This window comes from Patescibacteria group bacterium, assembly GCA_041645165.1.
In the GTDB taxonomy this organism is placed as follows: Bacteria; Patescibacteriota; Patescibacteriia; order 2-02-FULL-49-11; family 2-02-FULL-49-11; genus 2-02-FULL-49-11.
In genome coordinates this window covers 42556-66885 of sequence record JBAZQN010000006.1, presented here as the reverse complement: position 1 = coordinate 66885, position 24330 = coordinate 42556, and the positions used below count along the sequence as shown (strand labels likewise).

The 24330-nt window shown below is 48.8% G+C and carries 23 protein-coding genes and 5 tRNA genes; 20 read left to right on the top strand and 8 right to left on the bottom strand.

Going from position 1 to position 24330, the window contains the following annotated elements:
• Positions 1–33 precede the first annotated feature (33 nt).
• Entirely contained in the window at positions 34–624 is a 591-nt protein-coding gene (locus WC659_03310) for a nucleoside-diphosphate kinase (GenBank protein ID MFA4872935.1), read from the top strand.
• Between the two features lie 199 nt (positions 625–823).
• Positions 824–1684 (top strand): NAD(P)H-hydrate dehydratase, encoded by an 861-nt coding sequence (locus tag WC659_03305; protein ID MFA4872934.1) that lies wholly within the window; start codon positions 824–826, stop codon positions 1682–1684.
• Positions 1685–1824: 140 nt separating this feature from the next.
• Here the strand turns inward: WC659_03305 and WC659_03300 are convergent, their stop codons facing one another.
• Positions 1825–2280 (bottom strand): hypothetical protein, encoded by a 456-nt coding sequence (locus WC659_03300; GenBank protein MFA4872933.1) that lies wholly within the window; start codon positions 2278–2280, stop codon positions 1825–1827.
• 796 nt (positions 2281–3076) lie between these two features.
• On the opposite strand from WC659_03300, the gene WC659_03295 reads away from it, so the two are divergent.
• Positions 3077–3150, top strand: a tRNA-Pro gene (locus WC659_03295).
• A gap of 1508 nt (positions 3151–4658) precedes the next feature.
• Here WC659_03295 and WC659_03290 read toward each other — a convergent pair.
• The gene (locus tag WC659_03290) at positions 4659–5339 is read right to left on the bottom strand and encodes a hypothetical protein (GenBank protein ID MFA4872932.1); all 681 of its coding nucleotides are present in this window, start codon (positions 5337–5339) and stop codon (positions 4659–4661) included.
• Between the two features lie 68 nt (positions 5340–5407).
• On the opposite strand from WC659_03290, the gene WC659_03285 reads away from it, so the two are divergent.
• The 5 genes from WC659_03285 to WC659_03265 all read left to right on the top strand — a co-directional run bounded on the left by WC659_03285 (position 5408) and on the right by WC659_03265 (position 12404).
• Positions 5408–5626 carry a helix-turn-helix transcriptional regulator gene (locus WC659_03285; protein ID MFA4872931.1) on the top strand — a complete coding sequence of 73 codons (219 nt, stop codon included), beginning with the start codon at positions 5408–5410 and terminating at the stop codon, positions 5624–5626.
• A 2-nt stretch (positions 5627–5628) separates the two neighbouring features.
• Positions 5629–8346, top strand: coding sequence for a cation-translocating P-type ATPase (locus tag WC659_03280; GenBank protein MFA4872930.1), 2718 nt, complete (start codon positions 5629–5631; stop codon positions 8344–8346).
• Positions 8327–8497, top strand: coding sequence for a hypothetical protein (locus WC659_03275; GenBank protein MFA4872929.1), 171 nt, complete (start codon positions 8327–8329; stop codon positions 8495–8497). The genes WC659_03280 and WC659_03275 overlap by 20 nt, the downstream gene beginning before the upstream one ends.
• A gap of 1 nt (position 8498) precedes the next feature.
• Positions 8499–9539 (top strand): AI-2E family transporter, encoded by a 1041-nt coding sequence (locus WC659_03270; protein MFA4872928.1) that lies wholly within the window; start codon positions 8499–8501, stop codon positions 9537–9539.
• Between the two features lie 129 nt (positions 9540–9668).
• On the top strand, positions 9669–12404 hold the full coding sequence (locus WC659_03265; protein ID MFA4872927.1) for a UPF0182 family protein: 2736 nt from the start codon (positions 9669–9671) through the stop codon (positions 12402–12404).
• A gap of 246 nt (positions 12405–12650) precedes the next feature.
• Here WC659_03265 and WC659_03260 read toward each other — a convergent pair.
• From WC659_03260 to WC659_03240, 5 genes are all read right to left on the bottom strand, one after another.
• Positions 12651–12727, bottom strand: a tRNA-Ile gene (locus WC659_03260).
• Positions 12728–12734: 7 nt separating this feature from the next.
• Positions 12735–12812: transfer RNA gene (locus WC659_03255), tRNA-Thr, on the bottom strand.
• Between the two features lie 8 nt (positions 12813–12820).
• Positions 12821–12897: transfer RNA gene (locus WC659_03250), tRNA-Val, on the bottom strand.
• A 10-nt stretch (positions 12898–12907) separates the two neighbouring features.
• Positions 12908–12980 (bottom strand) — tRNA-Pro (locus WC659_03245).
• A 100-nt stretch (positions 12981–13080) separates the two neighbouring features.
• A complete protein-coding gene (locus tag WC659_03240; protein MFA4872926.1) occupies positions 13081–13266 on the bottom strand; it encodes a L28 family ribosomal protein in 186 nt (61 codons plus the stop codon).
• A 343-nt stretch (positions 13267–13609) separates the two neighbouring features.
• On the opposite strand from WC659_03240, the gene WC659_03235 reads away from it, so the two are divergent.
• The 3 genes from WC659_03235 to rpsG all read left to right on the top strand — a co-directional run bounded on the left by WC659_03235 (position 13610) and on the right by rpsG (position 15335).
• The gene (locus WC659_03235) at positions 13610–14212 is read left to right on the top strand and encodes a site-2 protease family protein (protein ID MFA4872925.1); all 603 of its coding nucleotides are present in this window, start codon (positions 13610–13612) and stop codon (positions 14210–14212) included.
• Between the two features lie 115 nt (positions 14213–14327).
• Positions 14328–14753 carry a 30S ribosomal protein S12 gene (rpsL, locus tag WC659_03230; protein MFA4872924.1) on the top strand — a complete coding sequence of 142 codons (426 nt, stop codon included), beginning with the start codon at positions 14328–14330 and terminating at the stop codon, positions 14751–14753.
• A 111-nt stretch (positions 14754–14864) separates the two neighbouring features.
• The gene (gene rpsG / locus WC659_03225; GenBank protein ID MFA4872923.1) at positions 14865–15335 is read left to right on the top strand and encodes a 30S ribosomal protein S7; all 471 of its coding nucleotides are present in this window, start codon (positions 14865–14867) and stop codon (positions 15333–15335) included.
• A 231-nt stretch (positions 15336–15566) separates the two neighbouring features.
• Here the strand turns inward: rpsG and WC659_03220 are convergent, their stop codons facing one another.
• A complete protein-coding gene (locus tag WC659_03220) occupies positions 15567–15788 on the bottom strand; it encodes a hypothetical protein (protein ID MFA4872922.1) in 222 nt (73 codons plus the stop codon).
• A gap of 212 nt (positions 15789–16000) precedes the next feature.
• Between WC659_03220 and fusA the strand changes: the two genes are divergently transcribed.
• From fusA to rplV, 9 genes are all read left to right on the top strand, one after another.
• Positions 16001–18112 (top strand): elongation factor G, encoded by a 2112-nt coding sequence (fusA, locus tag WC659_03215; GenBank protein ID MFA4872921.1) that lies wholly within the window; start codon positions 16001–16003, stop codon positions 18110–18112.
• Between the two features lie 486 nt (positions 18113–18598).
• On the top strand, positions 18599–19801 hold the full coding sequence (gene tuf, locus WC659_03210) for an elongation factor Tu (protein MFA4872920.1): 1203 nt from the start codon (positions 18599–18601) through the stop codon (positions 19799–19801).
• A 26-nt stretch (positions 19802–19827) separates the two neighbouring features.
• Complete coding sequence (gene rpsJ / locus WC659_03205) at positions 19828–20199, top strand: 30S ribosomal protein S10 (protein ID MFA4872919.1); 372 nt, start codon at positions 19828–19830, stop codon at positions 20197–20199.
• 199 nt (positions 20200–20398) lie between these two features.
• Entirely contained in the window at positions 20399–21004 is a 606-nt protein-coding gene (gene rplC / locus WC659_03200; GenBank protein MFA4872918.1) for a 50S ribosomal protein L3, read from the top strand.
• A 19-nt stretch (positions 21005–21023) separates the two neighbouring features.
• The gene (gene rplD, locus WC659_03195; protein MFA4872917.1) at positions 21024–21713 is read left to right on the top strand and encodes a 50S ribosomal protein L4; all 690 of its coding nucleotides are present in this window, start codon (positions 21024–21026) and stop codon (positions 21711–21713) included.
• Positions 21714–21888: 175 nt separating this feature from the next.
• Positions 21889–22338, top strand: coding sequence for a 50S ribosomal protein L23 (rplW, locus tag WC659_03190; GenBank protein ID MFA4872916.1), 450 nt, complete (start codon positions 21889–21891; stop codon positions 22336–22338).
• A 134-nt stretch (positions 22339–22472) separates the two neighbouring features.
• Complete coding sequence (rplB, locus tag WC659_03185) at positions 22473–23303, top strand: 50S ribosomal protein L2 (protein ID MFA4872915.1); 831 nt, start codon at positions 22473–22475, stop codon at positions 23301–23303.
• Positions 23304–23457: 154 nt separating this feature from the next.
• Entirely contained in the window at positions 23458–23793 is a 336-nt protein-coding gene (gene rpsS, locus WC659_03180; GenBank protein ID MFA4872914.1) for a 30S ribosomal protein S19, read from the top strand.
• 94 nt (positions 23794–23887) lie between these two features.
• Complete coding sequence (gene rplV / locus WC659_03175) at positions 23888–24286, top strand: 50S ribosomal protein L22 (GenBank protein ID MFA4872913.1); 399 nt, start codon at positions 23888–23890, stop codon at positions 24284–24286.
• Positions 24287–24330: the final 44 nt, after the last annotated feature.

The window sequence follows — 24330 nt, the reverse complement described above, 5'->3', positions numbered from 1 at the left end:
TCGGATGATCGGGCAGCTTCTAGATTCTCCACTATGATTCACCCCAAACAAGAACGAACTTATGTGATGGTCAAACCAGACGGCGTGAAGCGCGGATTGGTGGGCGAGGTGATGAAGCGCTTTGAGCAGCGTGGTTTAAAAATCGTGGCGCTTAAAATGTTTACTGCAACCCGTGAACAGATTGATGGGCATTATCCGAAGGATGACACTTGGGTAGAACGTTTGGGACACAAAACACTTGATACGTACTCTCATTACGGCCTTGATCCAGTGAAAGAGTTGGGCACGGGGGAACCCAAAGAGATCGGCAAAATGGTGCGCGGGTGGCTGCTTGACTATATGACCGAAGGGCCGTTGGTGAAGATGGTCATTGAAGGAATTCATGCGATAGATATGGTGCGCAAAGTGTGCGGGCACACCCTGCCCAACAAGGCGGAGATGGGCACAATCCGCGGCGATTATTCGGTGGACTCGCCAGCCGCCGCAAACCGCGACCGGAGGGGAATCCACAATCTCGTACACGCCTCGGAAACTCCCAAAGAAGCGGCGCATGAAATCGAATACTGGTTTTCTCCGGAAGACCTCCACGACTACAAGCGGGCAGAGGAAGATATTATGTTCTAATCCTGAGTTAATATGTTTGCAACTTCCTCGATTTTAACGGGGAGGTTTTGTTTTATCGGGGAGGAATGTAAAATCCAAAATGCAAAAATCAAAATGATAGATTAAAATTTATAGATTTTACATTTACATTTTGGATTTTGATATTTGGATTTTAGATTTGTTTAGGGTTTAGAGTTTAGTGTTTAGGATTTCATAATTTATGGCATTTGTAATATCTGCAGAGTTGATACGTTCTATTTACAAGCCCCGTCCTTTGGATGCCAAGAAATACGACTATGGCCATCTTTTGGTCGTAGGTGGGTCAGTGCACTATACCGGCGCGCCGCAGCTGGTGGCGCTGGCGGCAATGAGGGCAGGATGTGATTTAGCAACCATTGTTGCACCGCAGCGGGCGGCAGACGCTGCGGCAGGCGCGAATCCCAATCTGGTTACGTGGCCGCTTGATGGCGACGCGATTTCCAATCGGCATTTGCCGAAGATGCGGGAACTTGTGACACATAAAACGGCCATGGTCATTGGAAATGGCGCGGGAAGGGAGGAGGGTACGTTCGATGCGCTGTTGAAGATTATGAAAGAATGCACCATGCCCGCGGTCATTGACGCGGATGCCATACGTGCGTTGAGGAAAATTGATTTTGAAGAGATGAAGGGCAAACCATTTGTCTTTACCCCGCACGCAGGAGAATTTTTTGCGCTTACCGGCATTGATCCTGCCATGAAGCCATTTGAAGAACGGATAGAAATCGTGAAGCAGGCAGCGCGAACGCTGGGCTGCGTCGTGGTACTCAAAGGAAATAAGGATATTATTTCTGACGGACAGGAAGTGGCAGTGAATTCCACAGGCACACCCTTCATGACAAAGGGCGGCACTGGAGACGTGCTCGCAGGCATTATCGGCGCGCTCCTCGCGCGCGGAGCAACGCCATTCATTGCCGCGCAAGCAGGCTGCTGGATATCAGGAAAGGCAGGGGAGCTCGCAGGCGCTTTGAAAGGCGAAGGGCTTCTTGCCACGGATGTGATTGATGAGATTCCGCACGTGTTACTTGATGTGTTAACATGAGATACATGGAATGCGTTGCGGTAACATAAGGGACATTATTTTCACGATCGTGAAAATAATTGCGCTTTACGGGAACGAAAACAGCGTATTATGAGTTTTGCATAAAGCAGAAGGCATGACTTGAAGTATCAGTCATGCCTTTAAGGAGTGGGTATTGGAATCCATTCCATGAATACCGCTCCTACTATAAGAGCGGTGTAAACAAGGGTCATGCACAGTTCGACCCTCTTTTTATTTCCCGCGATCTGGTAAATGATCGCGCCGATCATATTTGCCACCACACAAGCAGTGACAAAGAGTAACGGAAGCGGGATCCAGCCCAAGCTGGCGGCTGCGAGTAACACCACACAGCCGATGGCGTTGGCCCATGTAACAACGCCATTGTTTTTTTGATGGACCGCCGTGTCCATCATGCGCATTCCCAGCACGTTGGTCGCGATATATGCAACCGAAAATACGAATGGGAATGCAGGCCGATATATGAGTGCCGCCGGCCAAGCAACGAACCAGCTTATTGGAACGTTTATAAATAAATCGTTCCAAAAGCTTAGAGGTGAAAGGATAAATCCTATCACCCATGTAATAACTTTTTTCATTCCTTCTCCTTGTCAATGAACGTTTTGTGTTTTTGGCGTATCAATGGCCTAAACTGGCTTCTGTGATTATGTAAAAACAAAAAAACCAGCTCTGGGGCTGGAGGTGTATTCCTAATTTTTATTTAAACCTTATGCATAACACCAACCAGTCCCTTGAGGGTAGGACATCTTCATCTTGTTCATCTTCATGGTTTGGTTGGGTGTTATTTGCATATAGTATTTCTATGGTAGGGGATAGTGAGTAAGGTGTCCAGTCCAGTTATCCCCAGGAGACCTCCCTCTGCACCGCTTCTGACTCGCAGTGCAGTCCTTCGTAGAGGAGGGGACATTTTCTCTACCTTACGAAGCTGGAGTTTGAGGGAATTGTTTACCTTGAAGAGCCTTGACGGTGTGGTATAATAGAGGTGGCTCCTTTTAGCGCTCATAAGTAGGATTAAGTGGTTCGTCAAGTAATTTTCGTCGGTCAGCTTGATTTCCTTGATACTGCGGTATCGGGTTGAGAGCAACCAGCGGCCTTTCTCCTTTGGGAGAGAATCTTGTATCGGATTGACCGAGCCTCGTGCGAGGCCAGCTGATGGAAGACGTGGCCCGATTGACTTGCGAGGGACTGACTTGCCTACTAATAGCCTTTGGAGCCATTTGTGTTAGTCAATAAGTCAATAAGTCATAAAGTCATTGAGTAGTTTAGTTTTCGAGACTACAATTTGACGGGGTGTAGGTCTTGATATCACAGTGTGATATCAAGGCGGTAGTTAGGCATGCATGGCCCCGAAGTAGATTTCGGGGCTACAATTTACGGGGCGTAGTATAATGGTAGTACGCGAGCATGGGGTGCTTGTAGCGGGAGTTCGATTCTCCCCGCCCCGACCAAGTTAGACATTGACAGTTTTCGGAAGAAGGTACGCGCTCGCTTCGCTCGCGCGCTGGGGGGATTTTATTCTGATTTTCCGCCACAATCCGCCATTCGCCCGACCAATCCCAGCCGACTTTTTTGGAGAGCAGGCGGCGGTTCGTTCCAATTTTTTCAACAAACGATTTGATTTCATCAAATTCGTTTGACGAAGCCAGTTTTTCCGCGTGGTGAGCGGCTAAAATCCATTCGCGCAAAGGTTCGATCCAATTGTTTCCCTTTCGCCCAAAATCAGACTTCCTTTGCTGGAGGTCTGTTTTGGTTGTGATGAGTTCATCCTTTTTGGTAAGGTAGGTTTCTTTTTCTATGCTTCCGTCCAAAAAGGCGTTTACCAATCTATCAAGTTTTTGTTCGGTTTCCTTGATTTCCTTTTCCAAATTTTGGGCGAAAGATTGCGAAGACTGGATATTTTCTTTTTCCCACACTTCCACTTGCGCCAGCATCTTTTCTTTCGAGTCTTCGCAGAGAGCGACTTTTGAGATTTCTATTTTCAGTTGTTCGGTGAGTAAGTCCTCGCGCAAATAACTTTGCGAACACGAGCCAAGCCGTTTGGTGCAACGATAGTATTTGTAAGTTCCACCGTGTCCATGCGCGTATTGTGCCGTAATAGCCGCGCCGCACTCGCCGCAAGTAAGCAGTCCGGTAAATGGGAAGTTATGCCGCTTTTTAGAATGACGCGGCTTGGCTCGGCTCTTTAACACTTCCTGCACTTTCTCAAAAGTCGCTCTGGAAACAATTGCTGGAAAACCGCCCTCGTAAGTTTCGTCGTTATGGACAATTAAACCGAGATGCGCTTTATTGGTAAGCATTCGTTGGAGCGTTGCTTTGCAAAGCGGTTTTCCGGTTCCGCTCACCACGCCCCAAAAACTCAGGCGTTCACCTAAAGACAAAAGTGTATGACGGCCTTGCGCGTATTCTTCAAACGCTTTTTTGATAACTCTCGCTTTTGTTGGGTCTGGCTCAATCGTTCGTGTTTTCGGATTGTTCACATACCCAAACGGCGCAAGGCCGGGCCACTCCCCCCGCCTGAGTTTTTGGCGAATCCCGCGCTTTACATTTTCCGACAAATTGTCGGAATAATATTTTGATTGGCCAAAGGCGACTTGGAGCATAAAAAGCCCTTGCGGAGTTGGCTCAAACCAAAATGTGGGAAAGCGCAAAGAAGCGATTTTGGCGGTGTCTATGGAGTAAATTATCAAACCGCCATCAACGCTGTTGCGGGCGAGACGATCCGGGTGCCACGCGAGAAGTCCCACCGTAGTTTTACTTTCCTGAACTCTGCTCATCATCTCGTTAAACACTTCTCGCCCTGGCTTCTTTGCGCTTTTTGATTCAATAAATGTTTCGGCAATTTCAATATTTTCTCGCTTGGCAAATTCAGCCAACTCCGTAAGCTGCGCTTCAATACTCATCACTTGCCGTTCTTCGTCTTCGGTTGATTTGCGAGCGTATAAAAAGTATTTGGTGTTCATATTGTTAGTCGCCTTTGGCCGTAAAGCGCGGGATTAAAAAACTGGCTTCGTATTCCGCCTTTGGCGGAAAGGAAAAAATTGGATACAAATTTCATTTGTTGTGCGCTTCGCGCACCCGAACCGCCGCCTGCTCTCCAAAAAAGTCGGCTGGGATTGGTCGGGCGAATGGCGGATTGTGGCGGAAAATCAGAATAAAATCCCCCCAGCGCGCGAGCGAAGCGAGCGCGTACCTTCTTCCGAAAACTGTCAATGTCTAACTTGGTCGCAATTACTGAACGCAGTGCGAACCTACTTTGAACGAAACTGACCCGTCCTGCGGCTCCGCCCGCCTGACGGCGGCGCGAAGCAAAACATTTTTCTCTTTTTTCAATTTTGGTGCGCGACCCTTTTTCTTCTAAAAGGAATTGAAAAATGTTTTGCTTTGCTTCTCTTGAAGGAGCAAGAGAGCGGAGCCGCTCCCACCTCAGCCGCGCCTTCGGCGCGGAGAGCAGATGGGCAAAAATTCCTTCCCCCCAACCCCCTTCCTTTTTGCCCACCTGCTGGAAACCCCCAGCGGATTTTTCGGGCGGCGGGTCCAAAAGAAAAAGAATAGTCGCCCTTGCCCCACCCTTCCCGTGCGCGGGCGACAAGTAGGAACTCCCTTTTGTTTGGACAAGTCTTTTGAAATTTGTTATCATTGTAATTGATGAAAGTAAAAGGATACTTTTTAACCTATACAATATAATGGTATATCTTCCAAAGACCTATGTCAAATAATAATCAAGGTTCAAAAATAGCCAAAAACTTGAAGAAAATCCGGCAGGACAAAGGTATTTCCCAAGATCGCCTGTCCAAGCTGGCGGATTTGTCGCTTAATACCGTGGTTACAGTGGAATCGGGAGCAAACCCAAACCCAACTATTGAAACACTAACGAGAATCGCCAAAGCGTTGGATGTTGGCGTTGATGATTTAATCAAAAACTAACTATGCATCATAAGAATTTAGGCAATAATGAAGCAAACCGCCGTCCCTGGCATGCCCTTACCGCTGCCACTGCTATCGCTGAACTCAAGACCGACGGAACTACTGGATTATCTGATGTTGAAGCACAAACTCGTCTTCAACAGTATGGTCCCAACCAGCTTATTGCCGCCGCCCAAATTTCGCCATTTACACTCTTTCTTCATCAGTTCAAGAATTCCTTAATTCTTATTCTACTTGTCGCCACGGCGCTCTCTGGTATTTTGGGCCATGTGGTGGAAGCGATCGCTATTGGGGTGATTATACTCTTTGCCGTAGTCCTGGGTTTTGTTCAAGAGTGGCGCGCCGGGCGGGCGCTTGAAGCGCTGCGCAGGCTCGCCGCACCAATAGCTCTGGTTTTCCGCGATGGATTGGAGCGAGAAGTGCCTGCCCAAGAGCTCGTGCCAGGCGACATTATTGTGCTTGCGACCGGCGATCGCTTCCCGGCTGACGCTCGTTTAATTGAAGCAGTGAATCTAAAGGCGGAAGAAGCGGCATTAACCGGTGAATCTGTACCTGTAGAAAAACATAGTGAGCTTACCTGTGAGGAAGGATCTCCACTCGGGGATCGTCGCAATATGGTTTTTGCAGGTACCAGTGCTATCTACGGTCGTGGACGAGCCATAGTTACTGCCACTGGTATGCAGACAGAATTTGGCCGTATTGCGGGGATGCTCCAAAGTGTGGAGCAGGAAGAAACTCCTTTAGCAAAAAATTTGGACCGCGTGGCGAAAACCCTGACCAAAGCCGCTTTTGCGGTGGTGGCGGGTATCGTACTGCTCGGGTTATTCCGAGGGCAACCGCTACTTGAGATGATAGTCTTTGGTATTGCACTCGCCGTCGCGGTAGTGCCTGAGGCGCTTCCCGCGGTGGTGACGATCTCGCTCGCCATTGGCGTGCAACGAATGGTCAAACGGAACGCCCTGGTGCGGCATTTGCCGGCGGTAGAAACCCTGGGATGCACAAGCATTATCTGCTCGGATAAAACAGGTACGCTTACCAAAGACGAAATGACCGTGCGAAAAATTTTTTTAAATGGCGAAATTGTGCTGGAGGTGAGCGGCAGCGGATATGAGCCAAGAGGAGAATTTCTATGGCAAGGTCAGCCCTATCCGTTGACGGACAACCTGCGGCTTTTACTCCAAGCAGCCGCGCTCTCTTCGGACGCTCGCCTTGCGAAAACCGATGGCGTTTGGGATTTGAAAGGCGACCCCACCGAGGGAGCGTTGGTCGTGGCGGCAGAAAAAGCGGGACTGCAAAAAGAATTCATGGATGAGCAGTTTCGGCGCGTGGCCGAAATCCCCTTTAGTTCCGAAAGTAAACGAATGACCACACTACACCAATCGCCCCTTGGCACGGTGGCGTACGGGAAGGGAGCGGCTGAAATTATTCTCGCCTCCTGCACTCGTTACCAAACAAGCGGAGAAGTGCAACCGCTCACCAAGGAAGTGCGCACTGCTATCCTTGCCGCTACGCAGACCTTTGGCGAGGAAGCTCTTCGAGTCATTGGAGTGGCGTATGTTCCGGCCACTGATATTGAGCTGGCGCAGCGAGATATGATTTTCCTGGGCCTCTTTGGCATGATTGATCCGCCCCGGCTGGAGGCGAAACAGGCCATTGAGCTTTGTCGACAGGCCGGAATTAAACTCATGATGATCACCGGTGACCACCCGGTGACGGCTAAGGCAATTGCGCGGGAACTGACCCTTTTGCCCCTCGGTGGCCGAGTGATTACTGGCAGCGATCTCTCCGCGATGAGCGATAACGAGCTAGAACAAAGTATTGAGCACATCGCCGTCTGCGCTCGGGTATCGCCCGAACACAAACTGCGAGTGGTAGAGGCCCTGCAACGTCGCGGCCATATTGTGGCTATGACGGGCGACGGCGTCAACGACGCTCCGGCCATCAAGAAAGCCAATATTGGCATTGCCATGGGTATTACTGGTACTGATGTCTCCAGAGAAGCGGCGGCCATGATATTGACCGATGATAACTTTGCCTCCATTGTTGCCGCGGTGGAGGAGGGGCGGATTATCTTTAGCAATATAAAAAAATACCTCATGTATTTGATTTCATCAAACATCGGCGAAATCGGACTGATGGTGGTGACGTCGCTTATGGGATTGCCCTTACCACTCTCAGCAGTGCAGATTTTATACGTGAATCTTGCCACGGATGGCCTGCCTGCTTTGGCGCTGGCCGTGGATCCGCCCGAGGCTAATATCATGCGACGTTCCCCGCGCAAATTGACTGGCGGAATTTTCAGCCGCTCCGTTGTTACGCTGATGGTCACGGGCGGGGTATGGTCTACACTCGTCAATGTCGGTCTGTTTGTCTGGGCTTTGCAGTCTGGTCGGGATTTGGTCGCGAGTATGGCGATGGTATTTGTCTCGCTGGTGCTCATTCAATTTTTCAAGGCATACAGTTTCCGTTCGGATCACTATTCGGTATTGCGCCGACCATTTGCCAACCGGTGGCTGAACCTCGCTATTGCGTGGGAGCTACTTCTATTGGCGCTCGTCATCTATGTACCTTTTCTTCAAGTGCCGTTTAAGACCGTGGCTTTATCGTACGCTGATTGGGCAATAGTTGCGGGCGCGGCGGCAACGGTGGTGCCGATATTGGAAATAACGAAAGGACTGTTACGAAGACGAGAAACAAGCAATGAAAATGCAAAAAATTAAGAAACCCATCGGCGTTGTTTTGGTGCTAATAGGACTTGCCGCTTTTTTTACTCCGCTCACTCCCGGTTCATGGCTAGCAATTATCGGTCTTGAATTATTGGGCTGGCGAATTTTACTTTTTAATAAATTTAAATTTTGGAAGAAAAAATAACATGAAACACCAAAAATCAGAATTTTATTTTTTACTCATTCTACTCGCAGGAATTTTTGTCCTTGCCCTTTTCATTTTTAAGCCTTTTCTTTATGCGCTTATCTTGGCCATGGTTTTTGCAACCGTCTTTGCGCCATTCCACAAAAAGACGCTCACCATTACGCGCGAGCGAAGGGGTCTGGCGGCGCTTCTCGCCACCATCTCTGTTCTTATCGTTGTTATCGTACCTCTCGCATTTTTAGGCATACAGATTTTTCAGGAAGCAACACAGCTTCACTCTTTTCTTACACAAAGCGACGACATAACGGATCTCTCTCGCGGTGTGAATGATGCCATGCAGAACCTCACGAGATTTTCTCCTGTGCCAATAGAATTCTCCATTGATATTAACCCGTACTTAAAACAGGGATTAATCTGGTTACTCCAGCACCTCGGACCTCTTTTTGCGAATGTTGCAAAAGCAATGGTTGGAATCTTTATATTCCTCGTCGCTCTGTATTATCTGTTTAAGGATGGTCGCAAACTCAAAGAGGCCGTCGTCGCTTTAAGCCCCCTGCAAGATATTCACGATGAAACAATTTTCAATAAGCTTGCGCTGGCAATTAATTCAGTCATCAAAGGGAGTCTTATGGTGGCGTTCATTCAAGGCATACTAACCGCGGTCGGATTCGCCATCTTCGGAGTTCCCAATGCGACGCTGTGGGGTAGTGTTGCGGCAATCACCGCGTTAATCCCCGGTATTGGGACGGCTTTAGTGCTTCTTCCGGCGATTCTCTACCTATACTTCAGCGGAGAAATGTTTTTCGCGGTCGGCCTTCTGCTTTGGGGAATGACAGCCGTGGGACTCGTTGACAACTTTTTGGGACCGAAGCTCGTTGGACGAGGAACACAGCTCCATCCATTTCTGATTCTACTTTCTATCTTGGGCGGCATCGGCTTTTTTGGACCTCTCGGATTCTTATTAGGGCCTCTCGTCTTAAACCTGCTCTTTACCTTCCTCGAAATCTATATTATGATTCATAAAGAGCGCGAAAGCCAATAAATTTTATGTCTGACAAGGTCAAAAGAATTATTTTCATTACCGTGATTGTTCTGCTAATTATCGCCTTTGTCGCGCCGCTTGCGGGTGGATATTAACAACTGAGGAAAAATTTTCTATAATATAATCATTATGACTATTCCAAAGTACCTCACACGAATCTCCTTTATTGGGCTTTTTGTTGTCTTTATCCTTTTTTCAAGCATTGTCGCCTTTGTTACTGATTGGTGGTGGTTCTCCGAGGTTGGCTACACTCAAATCTTTATTAAGTCTCTGATCGCTAAAATAGCGTTGTTTTCGGTAGCGGGAATTTTTGCCGCCGTTTTTTTGTTTATCAACTTCTCTTTAGCAATCCGCTCAAAAATCTCTTGGACGGCAATTTTGCCGGAGGCGTTAATCGGCCGGCCGGTGGATTTGAACAATCGCATTGTTAAAAAATTGGCCGTTGTGTTGAGCGTGGCAATCGCGCTCTTTTTCGGACTTGTGGCGGCGGCCAATTGGCAGGAGGTATTAAAATTTATTTCAGGCGCGGCTTTTGGCGCGACAGACCCTATCTTTAATAAAGACATCGGATTTTATGTCTTCTCTCTCCCTGTTTTACAAGCGGGTCTTGGTCTCGCGAAAACACTCGTTATCTTGACGCTGATCGGCTGTGCGATCATATATTTTTTGCGAGGCAGCCTTTATGTCGCAAGTCTACAATTACTTAAACAAATGCGAATTGAACGCGCGGCGAGAATTCATCTTGGCATCTTGCTCGCAATAATTCTCTCAACCATTGCCGCCGGGGTCTACCTTTCTCGCTTTACACTGCTCGCGAGTCAGGATGGTTTAGTATTTGGCGCGACGTACACAGACGCAACCGTGAGAATACTCATGCTTTGGATCTCAATGGTTACGGCTGTACTTGCGGCAGTTTCGGTCGTCTTTTGGGTATGGAAGGGAAAGTTGTCACTGCTTGTCGGAGCAGTTTCTCTTTATGTTGTCGTGGGATTCGCGGGAGCAGTAATCCCTTCCCTTGTTCAAAAATTGGTGGTTGCCCCCAATGAGCTGGTAAAAGAAACGCCGTTTATTAAGTATAATATCGCCGCTACCCGTCAGGCGTTTGCTCTTGATAAAATCGAGGAACGAGAAATCTCGGGAGATAAGCCCATAACCAGCACTGATATCTCGGCCAACAATCTCACGGTTAAAAACATGCGGCTTTGGGACAGGAAGCCCCTTTTGTCAACTTTTTCCCAGATACAGGAAATCAGAACTTATTACGAGTTTGCCGAAGTTGATAATGATCGCTATATCATAGATGGAGAAATTCGCCAGATTATGCTCTCTCCGCGGGAGTTGTCTTCGGCCAGCCTGCCGAACAGGAACTGGATCAATGAACGGCTGACGTTTACGCACGGCTATGGCATAGCGGCCGGGCCGATGAATCAAGTCACCCAGGAAGGATTGCCGGTTTTATTCGTTAAGGATTTGCCGCCCAAATCTGATGTGGATGAACTGAAAATCTCGCGTCCTGAGATCTACTTCGGCGAGCTTTCAAACGACTACGTCATCGCAAAAACCAAATCTCTCGAGTTCAACTATCCAAAAGGCGAAGAAAATGTCTACGCAACATATGAAGGCACGGGTGGGGTGGAGATGAACTCTTTCATCAAGCGTGTCTTTTACGCAGTGAAATTCCAATCGCTTAAACTGCTTTTGTCTAACGACATAACCAGTGAGAGTCGTATTCTGTATTACCGCACTATTGCCGAAAGAATCGCCAAAATCGCGCCGTTTTTGACCTTTGACCGAGACCCTTATATCGTTATTGCCGACGGCAAGGTGTATTGGATCGCCGATGCCTATACCACGAGCGACCGTTATCCCTATTCCCAACCGTTGTTGTTGAATGGCAAGAGTGTAAATTATGTGAGAAACTCGGTAAAAGTGGTGGTTGATGCGTATAATGGCAGTGTCGTTTTCTATCAAGCGGACACAGAGGACCCGATTTTAAAAACATACGCCACGATTTTCCCCGGAACATTCCGACCGATGTCAGAAATTCCAGAGAACCTTGTTTCTCATTTGCGCTATCCCGAAGATATCTTTACCCTGCAGACTGCCGCGTATTCGGTCTACCACATGGATGATCCACAGATTTTTTACAACAAAGAAGACCAGTGGGAAATTCCGGCCATTGCGTCAGAAGGAGAGGGGGCGTCCCGTGGGAGCGGGATTCCGCCGATGCAACCACGGCATATTATTATGAAGTTGCCGGGAGAGAAAAAAGAGGAATATATTTTGATGCTGCCTTTTACTCCCCGCGCAAAAGACAACCTGTCCGCCTGGATGGTTGCCCGTAACGATGGAGAAAACTACGGCAAGTTGTTGGTCTATCGTTTTCCTAAAGACAAGCTTGTGTTCGGACCAAAGCAGATCATCGGCCGCATCAACCAGGACCCGGTGATTAGTCAGCAGATCTCGCTTTGGAGTCAAGGCGGGTCGCAAGTAATCCAAGGCCCACTTTTAGTTATTCCGATTGAGGAATCGCTCTTGTATGTGCGCCCGCTCTATCTCAAGGCCGAAGCCGGAAAAATCCCCGAGTTAAAAAGGGTGGTTGTGGCGTATGAAAATAAAATTGCCATGGAAGAGACGCTGGAGGAGGGGTTATCGAAAATTTTTGGCAGTGGAGCGGGAGTAAAGCCGCAAGGGTCCGCGACAACAAAACCGTCCGCCTCAGGTGGAATACCACCTCAAGATATTCCGGAGCGTATACGAAGAGCCTTAGGAGCGTATGAGGAAGCCGTTCGAGCGCAAAGGGATGGTGATTGGGCGCGCTACGGCGAGGCAATAAGGCAACTGGGAGATATTCTTAAACAATAATATGCGATTTTGAGGCCTCGCCGCCGCCCGAAAGCGGTTTTGGGAAATTTCAGTTCAGTTTTTTCCTTTAAAATTCCTTTGAACTCTCGCTCGAAAAAAGTTCAAGCTAAGTCTAAGATATGCGAGAGAGATAAATCTGAAAACTGTAGATCGGTTTCAGTGTAATAATCAGGAACCCGCCAGATATGAGGCGGGTTTGTGGTTTAAAAAATTTTAAGGCCATCATGTAAATGATGGCCTTTTGTATGGTGTGCCCGGTAGGGTTCGAACCTACGACTTCCCGCTTATCAGGCGATTACTCTAACCTGCTGAGTTACGGGCACAGCTTTATGGAGCGCTCCGAGGGGATTCGAACCCCCAACCTACTGCTTACCAAGCCATTGTTCTAACCAGTTGAACTACGGGCGCAGTTTTTTTGGTGGACCCGGGAGGACTCGAACCTCCAACACCCTGCATGTCAAGCAGGTACTCTAACCAATTGAGCTACGGGGCCTATTTATTTTTGGCGGCCTAAAGGGTATCGAACCCCTAACCATCCTTTCCTAAAGGATTGCTCTACCAGTTGAGCTATAGGCCAATTTTTTGGTATATTACTACACACCACTATAATGTCAATAAATATAAATAAAAAGCCCGCTTTATGCGGGTGGTAAACTTGGAATTTTAAAATTCGAAGTTATGATTTTGTTACCATCTTCTTGGCTTGCGTCTTGAGGCAGCGCGTACAAATCTTGACTCCCTTGCCGTCAATGGTTTTGGGCTGGAGATTGATATACACCCAGCGCCTCGATGCAATATTCGAGTGGGAGCGGGTGGTCATTTTGGTAGGACCACGAAGGCAAAAATCACAGCGGCGGGACATATTCTTGAAAAATTCTAAATTCTAAGCTCTAAACTCTAAAATTAATAATCACAAAGTTGAAAATTAAAATTGCGGAGTCCCGCAGTGCGGGACGATTTTCTCTTGAAGGTAGGTTAACATAATTGGCGGTAAAAGGCAAATTTGTAGAGATTGCATGAGAAGTGGTAGGATTGATATACACCTTGAGAATGAAATTGTTAAACTGTTAAATAGTTACATTGTTACATTGGCTGCAATGCTAAACGGTTAAATGAAACATCGTTTTGTTTGCTTATTTTTTGTCTGGATTCCAGATCCCGGTCTGGAATGACAATCGGAATTGGAATGGTAACTGAGTAGAGATATGACCGATATTGCGTTTCTCATCTTCATCATCATGGGCGCGATCATCCATGAGTACAGCCATGGATGGATGGCGAATGAGCTTGGCGATCCGACCGCCAAGGATTTGGGAAGGCTTACACTTAACCCAATCGTGCATATTGATCCCATGGGTTCAATTCTTTTGCCGCTTATCGCGTGGTTTACCACGGGCGGGCGGTTTTTATTCGCCTATGCCAAGCCAGTCCCTTATAATCCCTATAATCTAAAAGATAAGAAATGGGGACCCGCGCTTGTCGGGATAGCAGGCCCTGCATCCAATTTCATAATCGCGGCGTTCCTTGGCATGGTAGTCCGTTTCCTTCCCTCATCCTCCTTTTTGGAAATACTTAGCGTAGGCGTATGGGCGAATGTGATGCTGGCGGTGTTTAACCTCGTGCCCATCCCTCCTCTTGACGGTTCGAAAATATTATTCGCGCTCCTTCCGGATTCCTGGCGGGGGATGGAGCACACTTTTGAGCGGTATGGCATCGTGCTTTTTATTTTATTTATATTTTATTTCGCGAGCGCGCTTCTTCCGCTTATGGCATTCCTTTTCCGTCTCTTCACAGGAATTGCCGGGTAAGGCAGTTTGACACTTTTTAAAAGAATTGGTAAATTATAAAGCGTAATAAGTAACTTAAGTCGTATAGGTCATATGATAAGGACGTATAGGACTTATCGTCTTATACCGATTTTTTATGCCGACCATTAACCAATTAGTCCGCCAAGGGCGGAAGAGCCTCAAGCGCAAGACCAAATCGCCTGCCATGCAGACGGTGTTTAACGTGCTTACGCGCAGAAGGAAAACGCTTGATAAAGGAAACCCCTATAAGCGCGGGGTGTGCCTCAAGGTGACCACCATGACGCCCAAGAAACCGAACTCTGCTTTACGGAAGATCGCCCGCGTGAGGCTCTCGAACGGCGAAGAAGCGACTGTGTACATCCCCGGCGAGGGGCATAATTTGCAGGAACACTCCATTGTATTGGTGCGCGGCGGCAGGGTAAAGGATTTGCCCGGGGTGCGCTATCATATTGTGCGGGGAGTCTATGATACCGGCGGCGTGCAGGCGAGGAAACAGGGAAGGTCGCGGTACGGCGCGAAGCGGGAGAAGGCGAAGAAATGAAAATGCTAATCCAAAAATCAAAGTCCAAAAATCAAAATTATGGAGTCCCGCCTCAGCGGGACGTAATACCATCATTTTGAGATTTGCATTTTGCATTTTGATTTAGTTATTATGCGTGGAAAGAAAGCACCAAAGAGAAAAATTGCGCCGGATCCAAAGTTTGGATCGGTGACGATTGCGAAATTCATCAATTACCTCATGCGGCGCGGGAAGAAATCAACCGCGCAAAATGTGCTCTACCGCACGTTTGATGCCATTAAAAGCGCAGGCGCTGACCCGCTCACGGTGTTTGATATGGCCATGAAGAATGTAGGGCCGGCGCTGGAAATACGGCCGCGCAGGATTGGGGGCGCCAACTATCAAATTCCATTTCCCGTAAATCCCGACCGCAGGAACACGCTCGCGTTCCGGTGGATTATTGATGCCTCAAGAGCCCGGAAAGGAAAACCGATGCACAAGAAACTTCTGGAAGAGCTGCAGGAGGCGGCGAAGGGTGAGGGCGCGGCCATGAAAAAGAAAATGGATATGCAGAGAATGGCGGAAGCGAACCGCGCGTTTGCGCATTTCGCCCGCTATGGGTAGACGCTCGGGATTGCCGATGATGGACTCACGCAGTCGCTCGAGTTGCACATTGCGAAACACGTGTCGGTCCCGCCAGCGCGGGACCGCACTCCGCCTCACCAGCCCCACTCCGACTGACATCAGAGACCGTGCTGGGGCCGGTTGCGGAGGGTTTCGCAAGCGCAGCTCTCGCTGAAGAAAAATCGCTGCGAAAATCAGTTTACCCCGATCATCAAGTGAAGGTTCATGCGCTCACGCACGATTGCGGAAGGAGAAGGAGGGAGAGAGAAGGGGAGGATTTATTTTTTTACCCGCCTCCGCAGAAAGCCACCCCGCCATGGCGGGGTGGATGAATGCGATGCGGGTAATCCGCCGTAGCCTCCAAGCGAAGGCGGATACGCTTCGGCGGGTTCCGCCGAAGAACGTGAAGATGCCACGGCTATAAAGCCGTGGAGCTTCACCATCAAACTTCATATTCGCCCGCCTAAGTTTTGCGGGCATGAACTAGTACCGTTACAATTAAGTTTTGCGACACGCAAGAGATTAGTATTTCAATACAGATGGTAAAATAAGCATATCAGTTATAGCCGAATTAAATTGTAACGGCACTAGGTATAGATTCATTTGGTCGATTCATTCCTTATTACCATATTATGCACTTAATGAAGTGCAAAATTTAGGCGGGTATGCCACGGGAATATTCATTAGAGAAAACGAGAAATTTCGGCATTATCGCCCACATTGACGCGGGAAAAACCACCGTGTCTGAACGCGTGCTGTTTTATACTGGCAAGAAGCATAAGATCGGGGAGGTCCATGAAGGCGCGGCTGAAATGGACTGGATGGAGCAGGAGAAGGAGCGCGGCATCACCATTACCGCTGCCGCGACGACTTGTTTCTGGGCGCCGACGTCCGATCCTGGCAATAAGCACCGGCTGAACCTCATCGATACTCCGGGCCACATTGACTTTACCGTGGAAGTGAAGAGAAGTTTGAGGGTGCTTGACGGCGCCGTCGTGGTGTTTGACGGCGTGGCAGGAGTGGAACCGCAAAGCGAGACGAACTGGCGTTATGCGGACGGCTACAATGTGCCCCGCATGTGTTTCATCAATAAGCTCGACCGGATGGGCGCGGATTTTTGGGCGGACGTGAAGAGCATACACACAAGGCTCGCCAAGAATGCGTACCCGCTCCAGATCCCCATCGGAGATGAGGAAAAATTCAAAGGCATCATTGATCTCCTTACTCGCAAGGCATACCTGTACCATGACGAATGGGGTAAGGAAATTACTGAAGAAGAAATCCCCGCTGAATTAAGCAAAGTTGCGGAAACCGCGCGCCACGCGCTCATTGAGGCAATAGTGGAAAATGACGATACCCTCATGCGCCAGTACTTGGAAGGCAAGGAGCCCGCCTTGGGGGAATTAAAAGCAGTATTGAGAAAGGCAGTGATCCAGTGCAAGATTATCCCCATCCTTTGCGGTTCTGCGCTGAAAAATAAAGGAGTGCAATTCCTTCTTGACGCAATCGTGGAATATCTTCCTTCTCCTTTGGATGTGCCTGATTTAGTGGCATCTGATCCCAAGACCGGCGCCGCGGTTTCACGCAAGGCATCGGATGATGAGCCGTTTACTGCGCTTGCCTTTAAGGTTGCGGCTGACCCCTATGTGGGAAAACTCACTTTTTTCCGCGTGTATGCCGGGCACCTGACCTCAGGATCATACGTCCTCAATGTAAGCAATGGAGAGCGCGAGCGCATCAGCAGGATCGTGCGGCTCCATGCGAATCACCGGGAAGATGTGGATGAAGTGTTTGCAGGAGAGATCGCCGCGGCGGTGGGATTGAAGAGCACTTCTACCGGCCATACCTTGTGCGATCCGGACCATCCTATATTGCTCGAGTCCATTGTATTTCCCGAGCCGGTTATCTCTGTCGCGATCGAGCCGAAGACGAAAGTGGATCAGGAAAAAATGGGCATCGCGCTCCAGCGTCTTGCGGAGGAAGATCCCACCTTCCGCATCAGGACAGACGAGGAAACGCTCGAGACCATTATTTCAGGCATGGGTGAGCTGCATCTTGAAATTATTGTGGAAAGAATGAAGCGCGAGTTCAGTGTCGGCGCGACCGTGGGCAAGCCGCAGGTGGCATATAAAGAAACGATCAAAGATGAGGCGGAAGGGGAAGGGAAATACATCCGGCAGACAGGCGGGCGCGGGCAATACGGCCATTGCTGGCTGAGAGTGGCGCCGCAAGAGCGGGGGAAGGGCTACGAGTTCATCGATGAAATAAAAGGAGCGTCCATTCCGCGCGAGTATATCCCCGCCATTGAGAAGGGCGTGAAAGAAGCGCTTGAGAACGGCGTCGTCGCGGGATATCCCGTGATTGACATGACGGTCACCGTGTATGACGGTTCGTACCACGAAGTCGATTCATCGGAAGCGGCATTCAAACTCGCGGGATCATTCGCGTTCCAGGAAGCGTGCAAAAGAGCGTTGCCCGTGTTGCTCGAACCTATCATGAAAGTGGAAGTAATAACGCCGGAAGAATTTCTGGGCGAGGTGATAGGAGATTTGAATGCGAAGCGCGGACAGATCAAAGAGATGCGGGACCGCAGCGGCGTGAAGATTATCGATGCGCTCGTCCCTCTGGCGGAGATGTTCGGCTATGCGACCACCCTGCGCTCAATGACACAGGGGCGCGCTTCCAACACCATGGAATTTTCCCATTATGAAGAAGTGCCCAAGCAGATCGCACTGGCTATCCAGGAAACAAGAAGCGGGGTGAAGAGGAGAGGGTAATTGCTCACTCAGGTTCTTTCCCACTCAGGAATACACAATTTTTCTGCGGACGCGACCTAGCCGCTTGATACGCCTAAATCCTCGAAAAATTGGTATTCCTTCGCTTATAGGTTTAAGTAAGTGAGCAATTACTGGTAAAAGAGAGTTAGTGAGTGTTTAGTATTTCTTGGCTAATTCTAGAGAAATATTTACTTTATTTAAATAAAACGCCAGACCGTGGAAATTACACCCTTGCATTAATGGTAATATCTTGCTACAATCAGGGCTGTATTTAAAGACTCTCTTTATGACGAGCGCTTTAGGTCTTGAAACATAATATTTATTGTATCGGAATTTCAATCTTTCTGCGTTATTCTGCGTCATTATCAGTGTTCTTCCGCATCTTATGAGGCATAGAAGCAGATATACGCAGAAAGTAACGCAGATGCACGCAGAAGTACATTAAAGTAGGGAATTAATTTATTAGTATCATTAATTTAAACACGTATGGCAGGCAAATACGAACGCACAAAACCACATATCAACGTCGGCACCATTGGCCATGTGGACCACGGCAAGACGACTTTGACCGCCGCAATGCTGAAAGTACTGAAGGTGGCAGGTTTCAACGCGCAGGAGAAGGGTGTTGATCAGATTGACAATGCGCCGGAAGAGAAAGCGCGCGGCATTACCATCAACACCGCGCACGTGGAATATGAAACCGCGAAGCGTCACTACGCGCACATTGACTGCCCGGGACACGCGGACTACGTGAAAAACATGATTACAGGCGCTGCCCAAATGGATGGCGCTATTCTTGTAGTATCCGCCGCTGACGGCCCCATGCCCCAGACTCGCGAACACATCTTGCTCGCGCGGCAAGTGGGCGTTCCCTATATCATTGTTTTCTTGAATAAAGTGGACCAAGTCGACGACAAAGACTTGGTGGATTTAGTGGAAGAAGAGGTAAGGGAACTTCTCAAGAAATATGAATTCCCCGGGGAAACGACCCCCATCATACGGGGCTCAGCGCTCAAAGCGCTTGAAGAGGCAAACGCGGGCAATAAAGACGGCGAGAATTTTAAAGCCGTGCTCAAACTCGCGGAGACGCTTGATGAATACATTCCGGAGCCGGTGCGGGCGGTTGACCAGCCATTCCTTATGCCGATCGAAGATATTTTTTCCATTGAAGGCCGCGGCACCGTCGTGACCGGGAGGGTAGAGCGCGGCGTTATTAAGGTGAACGAAGAGGTCGAGGTGGTTGGTTTGAGAGAAACCCAGAAGACCGTCATTACGGGAATAGAAATGTTCAACAAGTCGCTGGATGAAGGGCGCGCGGGCGACAATGCAGGATGCCTTATGAGGGGTTTGAAGAAAGAAGATGTCGAGCGCGGGCAGGTTATTGCCAAGCCCGGCACCACCACGCCCCATACCGAGTTTGAAGGGCAAGTCTATATCCTCTCCAAGGATGAGGGAGGCCGCCATACGCCATTCTTCAAGGGATACAAGCCGCAGTTCTATATCCGCACCACTGACGTGACCGGCGAGGTCATCCTTCCTGAAGGCACTGAAATGGTGATGCCCGGAGATACCGTACAGATTAAGGTAGTGCTTCAGAAAGCGGTCGCATTGGAAGAGAAGCAGCGGTTCGCGATCCGCGAAGGCGGGCACACGGTAGGCGCGGGTGCGGTAATTAAGATTTATAAATAAACGTTGTTGATCTGATTTCTTAGGCGATGGCTCTATTACAACCTACAACTCACGCAAAGACGGCAAAGCCGGTAGAGAAAGAAGTGGAAGGTCCGCAGCGTATTCGGATTAAGATTAAGGCATACGACCATAAAATCGCGGACCAGTCGACGCGCACGATTATCGAAACCGCAGAGAGGACAGGCGCGCAGCTGAAAGGGCCGGTGCCGTTGCCGACAGAAAAGACGAAATATACCACTATTCGTTCTGCGTTTGTGCATAAGAATTCGCGGGAGCAGTACGAAATAAGGGTTCATAAGCGTCTTATCGATATTATAGATCCAAAACCAAAGACGGTGGACGAGCTCATGAATTTGAATCTCCCCGCCGGCGTAGATGTCGAAATAAAAATGTTGTAGATTCTTTTCAAACAATTGTCGTTAGGTATTCTGGGGACCGACCCCGCAAATGCGGGGTTACCTCCTCCTATAGTACTAACGCGCAATAGATGAGGTTTCCATTTAAGGCACAACACACCAGTATTTCGTTGGCGATGCGAATACCGCTTCCCTGAACGTATTGGTTGTGGTATTCGTTTTTAGTTTGTGTTACCAGTTTATGAAGGTGATTTTAGGGAGAAAATTAAATATGACGCGATTCTTTGAGGAAGATGGCACTGCGGTACCGGTCACTGCGGTGAATGTTTCCGGATGCGCGGTGACGCAGGTGAGAAACCGTACAGAAGACACGGTCGAGGTGCAACTTGGATACGGGAAAGTGAAACATCCCACCAAGCCAATGCAAGGGCATCTCAAAGACCTTCCGCATTTCCAGTATCTTCGCTCCTTCCAGTGTACCGCAGAGGAAGCGAAGGATATTTCACGCGGCAAAGAGATTCCGATTGACATTTTTCAGCCGGGTGACACGGTGTCAGTGGCAGGCACTTCAAAAGGCAAAGGATTCGCGGGCGTCGTGAAGCGGCATCATTTTCACGGTCATCCTTCTTCCCACGGCCATAAGGACAGCGGCCGCGCGCCCGGGAGCATAGGCGCGGGCGGCGTACAAAGAGTTTTTAAAGGAACAAGGATGGCAGGGAGGATGGGGGGAGAGCGGGTAAGCGTGAAAAAATTGAAAGTGGTGAGAATTGAACCGGAGCAAGGATTAATGTACGTGAAAGGAGCGCTCCCGGGCGCGAGGAACAGCTTGGTTATTATTCAGGGTTAACACATTTTGCATTGTGAATATGGAGAAGGCCAAGGTCTACAATTTAGATGGTACCGTTGCCGAGGAGCTTGATTTGCCTCCGGAGGTTTTTGACGTGAAGGTAGATAAATCCTTGCTTCACAGGGTGCTTATTTCCCGGGCTTCCAGCACGCGCGCGGGAACCGCACACACCAAAACGCGCGATGAAGTGAGAGGGGGAGGGAAGAAACCGTGGCGCCAGAAAGGAACCGGACGCGCGCGTCATGGTTCTATCAGATCTCCCATTTGGAAAGGCGGCGGGGTGGTGTTTGGCCCTCGGAATGAACGCAATTGGGAGCGGAAGGTGAACGTGAAGGTCGCGCGAAAAGCGCTGGCAATGGCGTTTTCCGCACAATACAAGTCCAAGCATGTCGTGGTGATAAAGGAATTTATTTTAAATGAAGCGAAAACGAAGGTGTTTGTGACAGCGTTGCGTGAAATGCGCGCACACATTGAGGATTTGAAGCACGTGCAATTGCCGAAAGAGAGGCAGGAGTTGCTGGTGGTATTCCCGGAGGCGTCCTCTGCAGTGATGACACGCGCCAGCAGGAATGTGCCCGGCGTGCGCACCGTGAGCGCTCATGATGTCGCGATTGAAGATGTGGCGGGATACCGGACGATTCTCATGGTTCCGGGAGTTATTCCAATCCTGGCGCAACGTACCAGAGTAAAGCGTAAAAAGAAGGAATAAATACAAAGCACTAAATCCTCACCGCTCAGGCGGGATCCCGCATACCTTAGAAAGAAAAAATCAAGGAGCGGGAGAAATCCTAAATAAATCTTAATGACCGAAATTCAAAGTTCGGCACCCAACAGGAGCAATTTAGGATTTAGAGTTTAGTATTTAGGATTTATCATTAGTGAGTATGGGTTTTTTTGACCGATTTAAGCGAAAACATGAAGTAGTGCAGAGGGCTGCGCCGAAGGACAAAGCGCCTCAAAAAGATGAGCAGAAAGCGCAGGAGCCTGAGACGAAGAAGGGTAACAAAGCGTCCAAGGCGCCCAGAGATTATCCTCTGTATCGCGAGGGAGGTTCAGTGCTCTTGAAGCCTGTGGTGTCAGAAAAGTCTACACGCTGTGCGGCGCTCGGCCAGTATGTGTTTGTCGTGCATACGCGCGCAACCAAGGGATCGGTCAAAGAGGCAATCACTGCAGCCTATGGGGTGCGGCCAATATCCGTTGACATCCAAAATTATCAAGGCAAGAAAGTTCGATTTGGGCGCCACTATGGGTATACAAAATCGTACAAAAAGGCGATAGTAACACTCCCAAAAGGCAAAACTATTGATGTATTAGCAACAGCGTCAAAGACGTAGCAAAGTGATAAATCCTAAGCACTAAATTCTAAACTCTAAACAAATCCAAAAAATAAAAACGACGAAACTTTGTTTTTGAATTTTCGAATTTTGTATTTATTTAGGATTTAGAGTTTGGTATTTTCCATTAAGGTATGGCTATAAAATTATACAAACCTACAAGTCCCGGACGGCGCGGCGCCTCAAGCATTCCGCATACAAGCTTTGCCGACAAGCGGCCGGAGCGTTCGTTGGTCACCCCACTTTCTAAGAGCGGGGGGAGGAATGCCCAAGGGAAAATCACCGTGCGGCATCGAGGAGGCGGCCATAAGCGGTTGTACCGGATCATTGATTTTCGCCAAGACCGATTCGATGTGCCTGCGAAAGTGATTGCGGTAGAATATGACCCGAATCGGACAAGCGCAATCGCATTGGTGGAATATCCTGATAAGGAACGCCGTTATATTCCCGCACCGGTGGATATTCACCAGGGGACTACCGTGATGTCAAGTATGCACAAGATTGAAGCCACCCCCGGTAACCGGATGCCCCTCTCTTATATCCCTACCGGTAAGCCGGTGTATAATATCGAACTGGTTCCTGGACAAGGGGGAAAGATAGTGCGATCCGCGGGTACGAATGCAATAGTGATGAACGTGGAAGGGGATTTCGCCCAAGTGAAGCTGCCCTCGGGGGAAATCCGGCTTTTTCCGAAAGAAGCATGCGCTTCAGTGGGCCAAGTTTCTAATCCTGATAAGCGTTTAGTGAGGTTAGGTAAGGCAGGCCGTATGCGTCATTTAGGGTGGAGACCAGAGGTACGCGGCAAGGCGATGAACCCGGTTGACCATCCTCACGGCGGAGGCGAAGGGCACAATCCCATAGGCATGAAATTTCCCAAAACTCCGTGGGGGAAACCCGCGTTTGGCGTTCCTACCAGGAATAAAGGGAAATGGACCAATAGGTTTATCGTTAAGAAAAGAAGTTAATATGTTGATAATCCAAAAACCAAATTCCAAAGTCCAAAATTATGGAGTATGCCCGCCTAAGTTTTGCGGGTAGCTAAAATGGTAATTCTCTATGTCGAGTAATGAATTATTAATCAATTAATGCACTTAAAGAATGTGCAAAATTTAGGCGGGTATGTCACGTTCACTTAAAAAAGGGCCTTACATAGATCAAAAACTCTTGCAGCGCGTGAAGTCATTAAAATCCGGAGATAAAACGGTTATTAAAACATGGGCGCGCGCGAGCGTCATTACCCCGGAAATGGTTGGCTTTGTGTTTGGCGTGCATAACGGCAAAATCCATGTGCCAGTCCTCGTGGTGGAGAATATGGTAGGGCATCGGTTGGGGGAATTTTCCCTAACCCGCAAATTTGTGCGACATGGCGGCCGCATGCAGAGAGAGATCGAAGCGAAACAGGCGGAGACAGAAGTCGCACAAACGAAACCTGACGAGAAAGAAAAGCCCGCCTAAGTTTTGCGGGCAGGAACAATAGTGAGATACAATAGGTCGAGTAATCGTTATTAAGAAATTAAGTGCACCAGACTGGTGCAAAATTTAGGCGGGTATGGACATCACTGCAAAATTAAGGTATCTCCGGATGGCGCCAAGGAAGGTGCGGCTGGTGGCTGAGACCATAAAAGGGATCGATGCCACTAAAGCAATTGCGCTCCTTTCGTTTGATGCGCATCATAGCGCAAAGCCTTTGAAAAAGCTTGTGGAATCAGGTGTAGCGAACGCGAAACATAATTTTCACCTTGAGTCTATCAATCTTTACGTGAAGGAGATACGCGTTGACGGGGGGCCTTCACTGAAAAGGACTTTTCCGCGGGCGATGGGCCGCGCAAATCCCATCCTCCGCAGGACCAGCCATGTCATTTTGGTGTTGGGAGAGAGAGTGGCACGACTCGGTAAAGGAGAGCATGAGGCAATAGGGAAAGAAAAGGTTAAAGAGAGGATTAAGTAATGCAAGGTTATGAAATCCCAAATCCCAAACAATACCAAATAGCC